This is a genomic window from Moorena sp. SIO4A1, from assembly GCF_010672065.1.
In the GTDB taxonomy this organism is placed as follows: Bacteria; Cyanobacteriota; Cyanobacteriia; order Cyanobacteriales; family Coleofasciculaceae; genus Moorena.
The window spans coordinates 183,597-197,859 of record NZ_JAAHHX010000004.1; the positions used below are offsets into that span (position 1 = coordinate 183,597).

Sequence of the window (14,263 nt, forward strand, 5' to 3'; positions counted from 1 at the left end):
TTATCGTTAGTGCTGCTATCGATTTCAGCAGCAATTGGTGCTATCAAAGATTGCTGGTAATTAGGGCTAGTGGGATGAGCACTTATCTTGTTGCTACTGCTCTCGGTATAGTTAGGAGTAATCTCTGGTGATAGCAAAGATTGCTGATAATTATCCCTAGTTGGATTATCACTTATTTTATTGTCAGTGCTGCTATCGGTATAGTTAAGATTAATCCCTGATGATAGCAAGGATTCGGAGTAGTTAGGGCTAGTGAGATGATTACTTATCTGGTTAGTTATCTTATTTATCGGTTGCTCATCCTCAGCCAAAGGTATTTCCCTTAGCTGGTCTTGCTGTTGAGGATAGGATGCTTCTAAATTAGCTTGCCCCTCTGGCAGACTCTGTTCAACTAACTCTGCCGATGACTCCAACAGTGAAACTTCCCTATTGCCTATTGCCTGTTCCCCTTCTCTGTTCCCTGTTGCCTGTTCCCTTAGTGATTCAGATTCCTGTTCCCAAACTGAAGAATAGTCAGCAGCCATCATTAAATTGTTAGCATTGTTGGCAAACACCGAAGCAATCATCGGTTGCACCACTGGAGTTAACCCTAAAGTACGCCTAGCCAGGCCAGTAAGAAAGTCAGCCATTAGTCAATCAATTCCAAATAAAACTGTCGTCGTACTGTACTCATAGATAGGATATCTGCCTCTCGCCACCCATAGAAACGAGCCAGTCGATGCACCTGTCTGAGTAAGCGCTTGGCCTGAGCACTAAGTTCGATCCAGAAAAAGGAAACGATATCAAACAAAACCTGCCAGCCGTGACCACAAGCAGGACAATTGAGGTTTAACAACATTTCCCCCTGGGGGTCACATTCAGCTATTTGCTCTGCCAGTTGAGTCACTACTGACCTAGGCAAATCCTCATAGGCAACCCTCATCCCATCATAGCTAGCCTCTAGCAAACAGCGCTTTCCCAGAAATTTCGAGGCAGTAGTCTCATCGGTATAGTTTACAATCGTTGCTAAATCCCAACTGTTGGGCAAACGAAATTGTAACCTATACCCATTCACTGTAGTTTGATACTCTTGCTGCTTTGATTCAAAAGGGTCAACCAAGCGCATATCTCCTACATTCATCGTGAATTCCAGACGCTCACGACAATTGGGACATTCGGCAAAACTATTGAGTTTCGGTCCAAAGGTAATTTCCCTTAAACTCAACAGATATCCATCCCGTTGTCCAATACTAAGGGAAGCTAGCTCAACCGCCGACTTGTCGGGAAAAGCAAATCTTAGCAAGGTCAGCGCCCGGTCTAGAGGATGCTGAACTTGTCCAATTTCCCAACATTTTATAATCTTATCAGCGGATAGCGATCGCATAGAATTAAGAATTAAGAATTTAGAATTAAGAATTTAGAATTTAGAATTTAGAATTTAGTGCGTAGGGTGCGTTAGGGGCGGGCTCGCCCTGATGTTTAACCCCGAGGGCCAGTATTGGGATAGCCCGCACCGTAACGCACCACCAAGTTGAATTAAGAATTAAGAATTAAGAATTAAGAATTAAGAATTAAGAATTAAGAATTTTTGATAGTGACAGTGACGTAGTTTATAGTTACTATTATAGTACAGCATAGCGGAAATCAATATACCATTCAAAACGAGCAAAACTGTTATATATTAAACATGTAATAATTTTGAACTTTGAATTTTGAATTTTGAATTCCGCACAGCAGTACTAGTTAAATAAAAAAAACGCCAAAGGCGAACAATCAGCTAACCTTTAAGATTAGCTAGGTTCAGTGAAAGTAGGCTCTTCTGGCTCAGTCACTTCATAGTCACGTTCCCAACCCTCATTTTGCAGGGTAATGTTTTGAATGGCTACGGCATTGTCGTTAGCATCTAGGTCAGGCAGTGCCTCATATTCTGAGACCCAGCAACGATAAACTTTGTATGCGATCGCTACTTGTCCTGCCTCATTCATCAATTCGATGATAATGTCTTTGCGAAAGTCCTTCAGAGAGACTTCAGCACCTAAGCCAGAGCCGTAGTTCCAAACCTTGTTGGCCCATTTCTCAAACTCTGGGTCGTGGGTAACACCACGTTCTAGGGTAATCGCTTCATAATTAGTTTGTCCTGGTGACATGCGTTGGCTACTGGGGTCACCACCCTCACGGTGTTGAATCACTTCAGTGCTGCGTCTGAGAGCACCTACTCTGCTGACACCAGCTACATATCTGCCATCCCACTTGACCCGGAATTTGAAGGTTTTATAGGGGTCAAAACGCTGGGCATTAACACTAAATTGAGCCATATTTCCTCCTAATTATGCTTATCCCAAATTGCTTTGATACTTGGTATTAACTGTCTTAAATCAATTAATTCCAGGGATGTCTTCGGAGATGTCCAGAGCAGAGCCTATAAATCTCCTGATCTCCCCGTCTTTTGATCACAATTTGGTATTAGGCACCACTTTGTCCAGCTAGCTGCTGGAACTTAATAATTACAAATTCCGCTGGTTTCAAGGGAGCAAAACCCACCATGATATTCACAATTCCCAGATTGATATCATCCTGGGTAGTAGTTTCCTTATCACATTTGACGAAATAGGCTTCCGCAGGGGACTTACCTTGGAAGGCTCCCTGACGAAATAGATTGTTCATAAACGCGCCTAGATTTAGTCGAATCTGAGACCAAAGGGGTTCATCGTTCGGTTCAAATACTACCCATTGGGTACCACGGTAAAGGCTTTCTTGTAGGTAAAGGGCTAGCCTGCGCACGGGGATATACTTCCACTCCGAAGCCAGACGGTCATCACCAACCCGTGTCCGTGAGCCCCAGATTACCCGACCTGCTGCTGGCATTGTGCGCAAACAGTTAATCCCAAGCTGGTTCAACTCACCATTTTCCGCATCAGTTAGGGAAACACTCAACTGTGGCACTCCCACTAGGGTTGCTTCCAAACCAGCCGGTGCTTTCCAAATCCCTCGGTCACCATCTGTACGAGAAAAGACCCCGGCCACGGTGCCACAGGGCACAAACTCTTCCACTTGATTATCTTTAAGGGGGTTCGCCTGTTTCAGACGTGGGAAGAAAATGGCGGCATTTTCACTGGTACTGCCTACCTCGGATTTAATCCCAGTTTTGGCTTTATCCTTATCAGTCCAAGTGCTAGGAGGATCAATCAACAGCATCGCCCGTCGTTTTTGACAATAAGCGATCGCTGCATCAATCAAGCTGGCATCCACATCATTAGTGCTGTTGTAGGGAGGGATGCAAAGCAAGCTAAACAGGTCTGCTTGTTCAAGGGCATACAATCCTGTTTTGTTGGCTTCAGTGCCTGAGCCAGTAAAGTTAGCCTCCGTCAGAGCCTGACCATCACTTGCTTTATCAGCATCAGCTACCCCAGTTGACCGCTGAGCACTCTCGAAGGGGTCCTTTTTCAATTCTGCTTCAGCAGTTGCTTGTGCCTGTTTCTCAGCATCAGTTGCCCCAGGGGCGCTTCCCGTGGCAATAGCTTGATTGAGGGCAGCATCACTATCATCCGGTCGTTCCGCTGGCAGAGCACCAGATACCCGCACCAACTTAGATTGGTTTTTCAGAACGTTATCCACTTGGCGAGCATGTCCAGGCATCACCGAAACGTTGCGGAATGTTTCAATCTCACCGGTGCTGGTATCCTGAACCGATAGATTGAACAATTTTTCGCTTATTGCCTGTGCGTCACTCACCGCCAAGTCATGGTCAATCCTGGCTCGTAAATTATTCCCCCAGGCACCTTCGGAGGCAGCTTCTAGGGTCAGAGTATTGGGAGCACTACCTAGGGTCAAAGTTGCTAGTGATTTGGCCGGGTCAGCATCTGGTTGGTAAAGGCGCACAATCACCGCTTGGCTACCGCCATTGAGGTAGAAATCCCGTACAGCGAAACCGAGGGTACTATCTACCCACAATCCACCAAACCTGCGCTCAAAATCTCCGTAGCTGTTAATTAGCACAGCTTCATCCACAGGTCCTCTAAGAGCACGACCTATGAACGCCGTAATCGAAGTCGCAATTCCAGTGATTGTCCGGACTCCACTGGGAATTTCTTCGATGTAAACACCTGGATAAGTCGGTGTAATCGGCATGGTAACTTTTTCCTCTGAGTAATTACATCTGCCAGCTAATGCCACCCTAGAGGCGGTAGGGCGACACTCCTTTTTAGCTAATTAATGGATAGTGTGTCAAACTCCCACAGAAACAAATTATGCGATCGCATTAGGGAGTAGGGAGTAGGGAGTAGGGAGTAGGGAGTAGGGAGTAGGGAGTAGGGAGTAGGGAGTAGGGAGTAGGGAAATCAGAAGACGAACAGGTAAATGCGATTGGCCGTTCGCGAAGCGTTGGGCTTTGCCCGAAAGGTCACGCTTCGCGATTGGCCGTAGGCCACGCTACGCGATCGCATTAGGGAGTAGGGAGTAGGGAGTAGGGAGTAGGGAGTAGGGAAATCAGAAGACGAACAGGTAAATGCGATTGACCGTAGGTCACGTTACGCGATCGCTTTTCCTAATTGAGTAATCAATCCCTAGTCAACTGTACTCCCAAAATGGCAAACTAGGTGAGTTAATCAAGTCTGACATCGTTCCAAGCTGGGTATCGTTGATCATATAGCCATTGGCAGCAGATGATGTAACAAGGAAAATTCGATAACCTTAACCTTAATTGGCAATAATCAATAGCTTAGGTTAAAAGCCAACTATTCTACTCCCGACTCCCGACTCCCGACTCCCGACTCCCGACTCCCGACTCCCGACTCCCGACTCCCTACTCCCTACTTCCTACTCCCTACTCCCTACTCCCTATTCCCTATTCCCTACTCCCTACTCCCTGTTCTGTTTCCTATATGTCTATTGTTATTGTCGAAAACCTCAGCAAAATCTACCCAGTAGCAATTAAACAACCAGGGCTAAAAGGTACCTTAAACCATTTCTTCCGCCGTACCTACCGTTCAGTCAAAGCTGTCCAAGACGTTTCCTTTGAAATTGGCTTTGGAGAAGTAGTGGGATTCTTAGGGCCCAATGGTGCTGGCAAAACCACTACTCTCAAGATGCTCACTGGACTGATTCATCCGTCTCAGGGTCGAGTCAGAGTTGTGGATTACATTCCCAAACGACGTCAACCAGGCTTTTTGAAAAAAATTACCCTAGTTATGGGGCAGAAGCAACAGTTGCTTTGGGACTTACCAGCCCTAGATTCCCTGAGAATCAATGCCGCTGTCTATGGTATTTCTGATACTGACTATAAGTATCGAGTTGGGGAACTTACCGAGATGCTGTCCCTAGAAGGGAAACTGACTCAGCCAGTAAGAAAACTCTCCCTAGGAGAGCGCATGAAAGCGGAACTACTAGCAGCACTACTACACCAGCCCCAAGTCCTATTTTTAGATGAACCTACTTTGGGATTAGATGTCAATGCTCAATTGGCCGTACGGGATTTCTTACGGGAGTACAACCAACACACAGGAGCAACAATACTCTTAACCAGTCATTACATGGCTGATATCACTGCTCTTTGCCAACGGGTGCTATTAATCCATCAAGGTAGGCTGATTTACGATGGGTCTCTAGACGGATTACTTGGCCGCTTTGCTCCCTATCGTGACATCACGGTAGAACTTGCCCAGCCGTTACCTGAGGTAAAAACTGGCCAGGAAACCTCTTTACAGCGCTATGGTGAACTCAAAGAAGTGGATGGTCACCACGTGCGTTTCCTAGTGCGTCGGGAAGTGCTTACCGAGACTGTGGCTCGGATTCTCGCTGAGCTGGAGGTGATAGATTTAAGCGTAACTGACCCTCCCATTGAAGAAGTTATTGGTCGTGTTTTCCAGGCAGGAGTAGTAGAGTGAACTTCGCTGCAGCAGAATTAAGAATTAAGAATTAAGAATTAAGAATTAAGAATTAAGAATTAAGAATTAAGAATTAAGAATTAAGAATTAAGAATTAAGAATTGAGAATTGAGAATTGAGAATTGAGAATTGAGAATTAAGAATTGAGAATTTTTGGAGTATAAATTTCCTACTCCCTACTCCCTACTCCCTACTCCCTACTCCCTACTCCCTACTCCCTACTCCCTACTCCCTACTCCCTACTCCCTGCTCCCTGCTCCCTACTCCCTACCCTCAAAAATAAATGAAGCGTGCGATAAAAATCATTAAAACCTTCCTCAGTGTTTATTACGCCCATATGATGGAGTATCGGGCAGAAATATTTTTTTGGGTACTGTCGAATCTGTTACCTCTGATTCTAATGGGGATTTGGACCAAGGCATCCCAAGAAGCAGAATTTGGTCTGAATTCTATAGAATTTGCCCGTTACTTTATCTCAGTGTTTTTTATCCGCCAGTTCAACTTGGTATGGGTGATTTTCGAATTTCAAGAACAAGTGTTGCAAGGGAAGCTTTCCCCACGATTACTACAGCCAATTGATCCAGTGTGGCATCAGGTAGCCGCTCACTTAGCAGAACGATTTATCCGTATGCCGTTTAACCTAGGGCTAATCGGTTTGTTTTTCCTGCTGTATCCCGAAGCAGCTTGGGTACCGAATCTTGGCAATCTGTTACTCGGTTGCCTGGTGGTGGCAATGAGCTTTGCCCTACGCTTTTTGATGCAGTATACCTTTGCCATGTTCGCCTTTTGGACAGAACGGGCTAGTGCTATTGAAGAATTATCATTTTTGCTCTACTTATTCCTTTCTGGGTTAATTGCTCCGTTGGAAGTCTTTCCTCCTTTGGTCAGGGAAATTGCCCAGTGGACACCCTACCCTTATCTGATTCACTTCCCAGCAGCACTGTTGATTGGTTTACCTGTGAATGTGGTGGGGGGAATGTTGGTGATTATAGGTTGGAGTTTAATATTTTTCCTAGTCAACCGCTGGTTATGGCGTAAGGGGTTAAAGCATTATTCTGGGATGGGAGCTTAATATTATATTGCATTTCTCGACCAACGCTCTAGCTACGAATGACCCTAAAACTTTTGCCCCCAAATGATTCCCCTAATTTACCTGAACCACGTAACTTTAACGGGCCAATGTTATGGTTGGCAATGGTTTTGGCATCTATTGTCATTCATCTATGCTTCTTGTGGATAGTGTCTATGCTCTTGATGGGGCGCTTCGAGAGTTCGCAACCCAGTCAGGATTTGATTGCCATTGATCTGATTGATATCATTCCGGAAGATATAGCTGAGCAAGAGACATCACCAGAAGACCCATCAACAGCTCTAATCGATCAAACCATTGATTTAGCTCTCACCAGTCCTAGGTCAGATCGGAATCTTAATCACCAAACTGTCTCTAACTCTACCATTGAGGCCACTGAGGGTGAGGTAAAGCCAACACCGACAGAGGATATCTTACCAGTTAAAGACTTAGCACCGCCAACAGATTATCAATTAACTATACCTGTCCCCTCACCTGAACCAACAACTCCGATCACTCCTGTTAAGCCGATTCCAGTAATCCCAACGCCCCTACCTTCACCCTTACCTCTGGCACCACCGATTCAGCCACCGGCTTCCAGCATCCCGGAAGAGTCGGCATCAAAAGATAGCTTTGTGGCTAAGATGAGTAACTTTGGTCTGACTAATCCGAATCGGGATATTCCAGACCAATTGGCTCTACCTCTACCAGCTAACAAATCCGAATTTTCCGCTAAGGAGCTGAATTTGACAGGTATTGATTTATCGGAAGAGTTAGTGTTGAAGGTGGTGCTATTAATTGATTCCAATGGGAAACCGGAACTGCTAGCGGACTATATTCAAGTGCAGCAAGGCAAGATTAGTAGTGATCAGGCTCAGCAACTAGCTCAGCAGGTGATTTGGGATTGGTTGTTTGCCCCTACTTACATGGCAGGTCAACCAGTTGTGCAAGCGTATCGCTTCCAACTCACCATTAGTGATTAGTGATTTATAGTAGTTTTGACACTCCCCGCCCTATAAGAGCGGGGATTCTTAGTTCATCGACATGCCTTAAAATTAGTTATCCAGGAAAGGCAATATTTAAGCCCAATATCCGTTTAAAAACCAAATACCTAGCCTAATTTAACTAACCCCAGTGGGCTTATCTCCCTAAGCGTTGAGTTTTCTCAGTTTCCGTGTGCCCCACGGTACGTTTGTATTTCAATTTGCTATTTTACTGGTTTTCGGTATCCGTGGCAGATCCATGCGTTTTGGCGAGGTTTTTCGCTCCTCGTGTACTAGTATCGCTTTACGTCGTTGTTTTTAAATTGGCAGTACCGACGAATCCTACCTGTACTAGGCTACATGTTTATTATAACATACTCTACTTAAAAGCCGTCCTAGAAGGACGGGGCTTGAGACCCAAAATTTTTGGTCATTTTTTTAGGGAGCAGGGAGCAGCGGATCCCCCCTAACCCCCCGCCCGTAAGGGGGGAAGGGAGCAGGGAACAGCGGATCTCGGAAGAGTCCAGAATTTTGAACTAAAAAATGTTGCACTTTGATTTTGTTATGTTATGATGCAAGAAGTACACGAAACAATGCGGATGTAGTTTAGTGGTAAAACCTCAGCCTTCCAAGCTGATGATGGGGGTTCGATTCCCCCCATCCGCTCTAGATATAAAAATATATTATTGGTAGTTTAATGCGATCGCACTTCTGCAACTAGCATGACCGTTTGCGATCGCATGAGTCTTGAGAATTAAGAATTGAGAATTAAGAATTGAGAATTAAGAATTCGGAGGCTGGATTTCACTGCACACTTCGTAGAAAGATGTGGTGGGAGCTTTGGTAAACAAGTGAGACATTTGGTTTAAGATCGCCTGATAAGCCTCACTTTGATTATCTTCCATATCCGCTATACTTTCCCAAAATATCACGGCAATCCCCCGATCGGTTCCAGGTTCTTGCAGTAGGTAAGCTCCTTTGAACCCTTGGATATAGGTAGATACAGCTTTCTCGTAAAGATCCTGAGCTTCTTGAAATTTGCCTGGCTTGAATTCACCAACGGCAACATAAGCATACTTGTGCTTAAGAAAATCTAGAAATTCGGTCAACTTTCCCTCCCCTGGGATTTTCTGGGTTAGTTCCCGATCGTAACAGCTAATGGTTGAGCTGCACAGATTCCCATAGCTGCATCTTTGTAAGCATATGCGCTACGCGAACAGCAGTCAGCAGTCAGCAGTCAGTGGTCAGTAGTAGGGTGGGCAAAGTTCTCTAATCTAGAATACTCAAAAAAACCAAACTATTTTTGCCCACCCTACAAGCAAGACTTAAACTAAAATGGCGGAAAGCGCTATTCGCTCCCGCCCTTAGCAAAAATTTTTGGTAAGAATCATTAGTAGGAATTAGAGAGTGTCAAGAATCTACTCTACACTCGACATTGAAATTGAATTCCTCGCCACTACCACCAATGCCAATGCCAGTTTCAAATATCTCGGCATCAGTTAAGGTAATGTTGTTCATGACAGCTCCAGACACATCGGTGTCGTAAAGCTTGGCTGCTGTCAAATTCACTTGGTTGAGATTAGCACAGTTTAAACTGGCATTGGTGACAAAGGCTTGGGTTAAGTTAGCCCCGTTTAAGTTGGCACCAGTCAGGTCAGCACCTTCTAGGTTGGCTTCGATTAAGTTTGCTCCTTGCAGGTTAGCATTCCTCAAATCAGCGCCTAGTAGATGTGCACCCGATAGATCCGCTCCTTTTAAATTACATCCTTCACATGCACCAGTTAAGAGCAACTGTTGCACCTGGTCTGGGTTCTCAGCTACTGCTGAACCAGTGAAGAACAGAGAAGCGACTAAAGTTAACGTTGCCAAAATATTGAATTTCATTTTTGGCCTCCCTAGAAGTTATATCATTAGGATGTATTTCTTCATCCCAATTCCATTATAACCCATTAGTGGTGCGGGATTCTAATGATTTGTTAAGGTGATTTGTTAAGGTTAGTTAGGGAGTTGATATAGTGCTACGGGCAAGGCAAGAGGAATCCCCCCTAACCCCCCGCGCGTAAGGGGGGGAGGCAATAGGCAATAGGCAAATAATTTTATTCCCGACTCCCGACTCCCGACTCCCGACTCCCGACTCCCTGCTCCGAGGCTCCCTGCTCCCTTTTATTGTAAATTTTAATTAAATTTTTTTTAAAGAATTTGTAAATCAATCAAGCTGAAGTAAATTTTATGAAATAATCCGAAAACTCGGTAGCTTATTGATTACTATGAAACCTCGGATTTCCCCACTGGTGCCAGCAACTAGCGTGTTGCTGTATTCTCTACTAGCTGCAACTACGGCATTAGGGCAAATTACCCCAGATAATACCCTGGGGAATGAAAGCTCTGTGGTAACCAATCTCAATATTAACGGAATTGTAATAGATTTAATTGAAGGTGGGGCGATTAGAGACAGTAATCTATTCCACAGCTTTTCAGATTTTAATGTAGCCGAGCTCGCAGGAGCTTATTTTGATAATCCTGCTGGAGTTGCCAACATCCTGAGTCGGGTAACCGGAGGTAATGTTTCCAATATTTTGGGGACTCTAGGAGTATTGGGAAATGCTAATTTATTTTTGATCAATCCCAACGGTATTGTCTTTGGTCCCAATAGCAGACTGGATGTGGGAGGTTCATTTTTTTGGAGTACTGCTGAGAGTGTTTTGTTTGAAGATGGTAAAGTTTTCAGCACTAAAAATCCCAATGATAAACCGTTGTTGACTATTAATATACCATCTGGGTTGCAATATGGATCAAATCCAGGAAGTATTACTAATCAATCTAGTCTGTTTCGGGTACCAAATGGTCAAACCTTAGGGCTGATTGGTGGTGAGGTTAATCTTCCTGGTGCTGTTCTAGCTGCATTGGATGGACGGATTGAGCTGGGGAGTGTTGGTGCATTTGGTGTGGTGAACTTGACCCCAACCGATACGAGTTTGGTGTTGGATTATTCAGCAGTTCAAGAGTTTCAGGATATTAGTTTGTCCGATCGTGCTTTTGTCATTACCAGTGGCGAAAGTGGTGGGAGTATCCAGGTGCAGGGGGCTAATGTGAGTTTACGCGATCGCTCTTTTATGTTTGCGGATACCGAAGGGAGTGGCAGTGGCGGTGGGATAGAGGTTCGAGCTTCACAGTTCAGTCTTGAGGGTGGTTCTCTAATAACTACGGATGTATTTAGCTCAGGACAGGGTGGAGATGTGAGTATTACCACTGGGGAGTTAATTGTTTCTGATGGAGCATTTGTTTCAGCTAGCACTTTTGGTGAAGGGGATAGCGGAGATTTGACTTTGAATGTCTCCTCTACTGTTAAAGTGATTGGTATCTCAGCCGATGAGACGTTTCCCAGTGGCTTGTTTGCTGAAACTTTTGGGTCAGGAAATGCGCAAAATTTGAGTATTACCACTGGGGAGTTAATTGTCTCTGATGGAGCATTTGTTTCAGCTAGCACAATCGGTGAAGGGGACAGCGGAACTTTGACTGTTAATGCCGACTCGACTCAACTGATTGGTACCTCAGCTGATGGTCGGTTTGCCAGCGGTTTGTTTACTCGAACTCTAGGGAGAGGAAATGGGGGAGAGTTGAAGATTACCACTGGGGAGTTAATCGTCTCTGATGGAGCACTTGTTTCAGCTAGCACTTTTGGTGAAGGGGACGGAGCAGATTTGACTGTGGATGCCGACTCTACTGTTCAACTGATTGGTAGCTCAGCCAATGGTCGGTTTTTCAGCGGCTTGTTTACTCAAACTTTTGGGAGAGGAAATGGGGGAGAGTTGAAGATTACCACTGGGGAGTTAATCGTCTCTGATGGAGCATTTGTTTCAGCTAGGACTCTTGGTGAAGGGGACGGGGGAGATTTGATTGTGGATGCTTCTTCTAAGATTAAACTGATTGGTACTTCAGCTGATGCTCGGTTTATCAGCGGCTTGTTTACTCAAACTGAAGGGACAAAAAATGCGGGAGATTTGAAGATTACCACTGGGGAGTTAATTGTCTCTGATGGAGCAGCTGTTTCAGCTAGGACTCTTGGTCAAGGGGACGGGGGAAATTTGACTGTAGATGCTTCTTCTACGGTTAAACTGATTGGTACCTCAGCGGATGGTCGGTCTCGCAGCGGCTTATTTATTCAAGCTAATCGAGAAGCAACAGGAAATGCCGGAAGGTTTTTGAATATTACCACTGACAAGTTAATCATCTCTGATGGAGCAGAAGTTAGTGCTAGAAGTTTTGAACAGGGCAGTTCAGCAGGCGAGGTAAAGATTAATGCCAACTCCATCTTCCTTGACAACAATAGCAGGATCACAGCAGAAACAGCAGGAGGAGACGACAGCAATATTAAACTCTTTTCCCGTGACATCCGACTCCTCAACCGAAGCTTGATTCTAACTGACGCTCAGAATACAACCACTGGGGGAAATATAGAAATTGATACTGATACCCTAGTCGGTCTGGGAAATAGCGACATCACCGCCAATGCTCAACAAGGCTCAGGAGGTAGTGTTACCATTAATGCCAAAGGCATCTTTGGTCTAGAATTTCGAGAGCGTCTCACTCCAGACAATGACATCACTGCCACGTCTGAACTTGGCCCATCCTTCAACGGTGAAGTCATACTCAACATCTTACAGGTAGACCCCACCTCAGGCTTAAACGAATTGCCAGGAATCCTGGTCGCGCAATTAAGTAGCAAAAAAACGGGATAAAACGGTATTTAATATCACAAAATAGACATTGACATTTACTTAGCGCTAGAGTATAATCGAGACAATTGACACAGAGTTTTGTGACGATGCCAAGAACATTTGGAGTAGCAAAAAGGAGATCGACTCAAATCGTCCCTGTGGTGGGGATAACCAAGTCGGTTGAAATTGAGTTGCTGTCTACTATGAAAAAGTTAGGCATTGTTAGATCTGAGTCTTACAACAAATTAGGTAGCATCAGTCACTGGAGCCTTGACTGGAAAAAGGCTATCCCGGAAGTGAAGAGCTTCAGGACTCCCGATACCTTGGGGCTACCTGCTAAGTTAATGGATTGGACTATTAATGATGTAGCGAAAGCCATTACAGCGAGCCAGGCGGCCTGTACCGATGCGGTAATCAAGAAAATCTACAAAAGATTTCCGGGGAAGGACAATCAAAAGACCAGAAAAGAACTTTACAAACAGCTTAAGACCTTAGCTTTTCAGCGATTACCACTTCTTCACAGGCTTGTTAGAAAGGAGTTTAAACGAGGGCACTCTTGGGTCAAAAATCAGATAGTTTATCAACAAGTAGGCTATAACTGCAAACGACTCTCTCGTAACACTTACCAGTTAGAACTAGCTGGGCTAAGGAGAGGAAAAAGAAACAAAATAGTCGTTAGGTCTAATCGAAAAATCAAAGGTCAGATCAGGCTGATATACAACCAGCTTCTAGAAAGATTTGAAATCCATTTTTTAGTAGACTATGGGACTGTAGAGATTCCTGCCGACCGCCGAGCTATTGGGGTAGACAAGGGATACACTGAGGCTTTCTATGATTCAGATGGCCAGGCGCACGGAGAGAATCTAGGTTTTGCCGCAACTAAGAAGTCCAATCGAATATGTGCTAAGAATCGTAATAGAGGAAAACTTTGGGCGATTCATAGAAAACTGGAAAAAATCGACCCAGCTAAGTCGGCTCGCATTCTTAAAAATAACTTAACTAGAAAGACAGAAAATAAGCGATACAGGCAAAATCAATCAGAACTTACAGCTATCATAGGAGCCGCTTCAAAGTCCCTTTTCAAGGGAGAATCATTAAAAGTATTTGCGGAAGATTTAACACAACCAATCCGAAATAAACGTCAGTCCAAAGCAATGTCCCGCAAGCTCAATAGTTGGATGAAGGGTCAAATGCGGGACTCCTTAGAAAAATGGGCTAATTGGACTGGGTCGGTTGTTACAGAAGTCCAGCCTAGTTACACGTCGCAAATTGACTCCGTGACTGGAACCCTATTGGGCAAAAGAAGCGGGGACAATTTTACCAGGTTTAATGGGGTCGTGTCGCAGGCTGACCATAATGCTGCAAAGAACATCCTTGCTAGGGGTACAGACTTCGAGATTACTCGGTACATGAATAAAACCGAGGTTCAAGCAGTATTGTTGCGCCGTACCGCGCGTTTCTTGGAAGGTATGGGACTGAGTCTGCTAGATGCAGTTGAGCTTGGATGGATTGGGTAGGTCGGCGGGGTTGCCCCCGCTTCGCCCCCTAAGCACCGTGCGAACAAGTCTCCAAGTACACGGCGCACCTAATTCCTTTTGAACACGTTATTTTTGCGACTTGCTTTTCTTCGAT

Annotated in this window: 12 protein-coding genes and 1 tRNA gene; 7 read left to right on the forward strand and 6 right to left on the reverse strand. The window is 44.8% G+C overall.

Annotation, left to right across the window (positions count from 1 at the left end; translation table 11 throughout):
* The 4 genes from F6K53_RS04775 to F6K53_RS04790 all read right to left on the reverse strand — a co-directional run.
* The coding region (locus F6K53_RS04775) for a hypothetical protein (protein WP_293066053.1) at positions 1-629 on the reverse strand (629 nt) is incomplete at its 3' end.
* Positions 629-1,363: a phage baseplate protein gene (locus F6K53_RS04780; RefSeq protein ID WP_293066056.1), complete on the reverse strand. Its 735-nt coding sequence runs from the start codon at positions 1,361-1,363 to the stop codon at positions 629-631. The genes F6K53_RS04780 and F6K53_RS04775, both read right to left, overlap by 1 nt.
* Positions 1,364-1,769: 406 nt before the next feature.
* Positions 1,770-2,294: a phage tail protein gene (locus tag F6K53_RS04785; protein ID WP_293021502.1), complete on the reverse strand. Its 525-nt coding sequence runs from the start codon at positions 2,292-2,294 to the stop codon at positions 1,770-1,772.
* 148 nt (positions 2,295-2,442) lie between these two features.
* Positions 2,443-4,107, reverse strand: a complete 1,665-nt coding sequence (locus tag F6K53_RS04790) for a phage tail sheath C-terminal domain-containing protein (RefSeq protein ID WP_293066059.1) — start codon at positions 4,105-4,107, stop codon at positions 2,443-2,445.
* Between the two features lie 752 nt (positions 4,108-4,859).
* Between F6K53_RS04790 and F6K53_RS04795 the strand changes: the two genes are divergently transcribed.
* From F6K53_RS04795 to F6K53_RS04815, 5 genes are all read left to right on the forward strand, one after another.
* Positions 4,860-5,861, forward strand: a complete 1,002-nt coding sequence (locus F6K53_RS04795) for an ATP-binding cassette domain-containing protein (protein WP_293079988.1) — start codon at positions 4,860-4,862, stop codon at positions 5,859-5,861.
* Positions 5,862-6,014: 153 nt separating this feature from the next.
* Positions 6,015-6,170 carry a hypothetical protein gene (locus F6K53_RS04800; protein WP_293079991.1) on the forward strand — a complete coding sequence of 52 codons (156 nt, stop codon included), beginning with the start codon at positions 6,015-6,017 and terminating at the stop codon, positions 6,168-6,170.
* Complete coding sequence (locus F6K53_RS04805; protein ID WP_293079993.1) at positions 6,145-6,933, forward strand: ABC-2 family transporter protein; 789 nt, start codon at positions 6,145-6,147, stop codon at positions 6,931-6,933. Before F6K53_RS04800 ends, F6K53_RS04805 begins: the two co-directional genes overlap by 26 nt.
* A gap of 107 nt (positions 6,934-7,040) precedes the next feature.
* Positions 7,041-7,913, forward strand: coding sequence for a hypothetical protein (locus tag F6K53_RS04810; RefSeq protein WP_293072232.1), 873 nt, complete (start codon positions 7,041-7,043; stop codon positions 7,911-7,913).
* 595 nt (positions 7,914-8,508) lie between these two features.
* Positions 8,509-8,579: transfer RNA gene (locus tag F6K53_RS04815), tRNA-Gly, on the forward strand.
* Positions 8,580-8,695: 116 nt separating this feature from the next.
* On the opposite strand, the gene F6K53_RS04820 is transcribed toward F6K53_RS04815, so the two are convergent.
* Entirely contained in the window at positions 8,696-9,022 is a 327-nt protein-coding gene (locus F6K53_RS04820; RefSeq protein ID WP_293021490.1) for an antibiotic biosynthesis monooxygenase, read from the reverse strand.
* A 301-nt stretch (positions 9,023-9,323) separates the two neighbouring features.
* Complete coding sequence (locus F6K53_RS04825) at positions 9,324-9,797, reverse strand: pentapeptide repeat-containing protein (protein ID WP_293040762.1); 474 nt, start codon at positions 9,795-9,797, stop codon at positions 9,324-9,326.
* Positions 9,798-10,180: 383 nt separating this feature from the next.
* Between F6K53_RS04825 and F6K53_RS04830 the strand changes: the two genes are divergently transcribed.
* The gene (locus F6K53_RS04830; RefSeq protein WP_293072231.1) at positions 10,181-12,652 is read left to right on the forward strand and encodes a filamentous hemagglutinin N-terminal domain-containing protein; all 2,472 of its coding nucleotides are present in this window, start codon (positions 10,181-10,183) and stop codon (positions 12,650-12,652) included.
* Positions 12,653-12,738: 86 nt separating this feature from the next.
* A complete protein-coding gene (locus F6K53_RS04835; protein WP_293072230.1) occupies positions 12,739-14,148 on the forward strand; it encodes a transposase in 1,410 nt (469 codons plus the stop codon).
* Positions 14,149-14,263: the final 115 nt, after the last annotated feature.

What these genes read in the sequence shown, in the direction of transcription:
- F6K53_RS04780 (WP_293066056.1), bottom strand. Translation starts at nt 1,363, where the DNA reads ATGCGATCGCTATCCGCTGATAAGATTATAAAATGTTGGGAAATTGGA.
- F6K53_RS04785 (WP_293021502.1), bottom strand. Translation starts at nt 2,294, where the DNA reads ATGGCTCAATTTAGTGTTAATGCCCAGCGTTTTGACCCCTATAAAACC.
- F6K53_RS04790 (WP_293066059.1), bottom strand. Translation starts at nt 4,107, where the DNA reads ATGCCGATTACACCGACTTATCCAGGTGTTTACATCGAAGAAATTCCC.
- F6K53_RS04795 (WP_293079988.1), top strand. Translation starts at nt 4,860, where the DNA reads ATGTCTATTGTTATTGTCGAAAACCTCAGCAAAATCTACCCAGTAGCA.
- F6K53_RS04805 (WP_293079993.1), top strand. Translation starts at nt 6,145, where the DNA reads ATGAAGCGTGCGATAAAAATCATTAAAACCTTCCTCAGTGTTTATTAC.
- F6K53_RS04810 (WP_293072232.1), top strand. Translation starts at nt 7,041, where the DNA reads ATGTTATGGTTGGCAATGGTTTTGGCATCTATTGTCATTCATCTATGC.
- F6K53_RS04825 (WP_293040762.1), bottom strand. Translation starts at nt 9,797, where the DNA reads ATGAAATTCAATATTTTGGCAACGTTAACTTTAGTCGCTTCTCTGTTC.
- F6K53_RS04830 (WP_293072231.1), top strand. Translation starts at nt 10,181, where the DNA reads ATGAAACCTCGGATTTCCCCACTGGTGCCAGCAACTAGCGTGTTGCTG.
- F6K53_RS04835 (WP_293072230.1), top strand. Translation starts at nt 12,739, where the DNA reads ATGCCAAGAACATTTGGAGTAGCAAAAAGGAGATCGACTCAAATCGTC.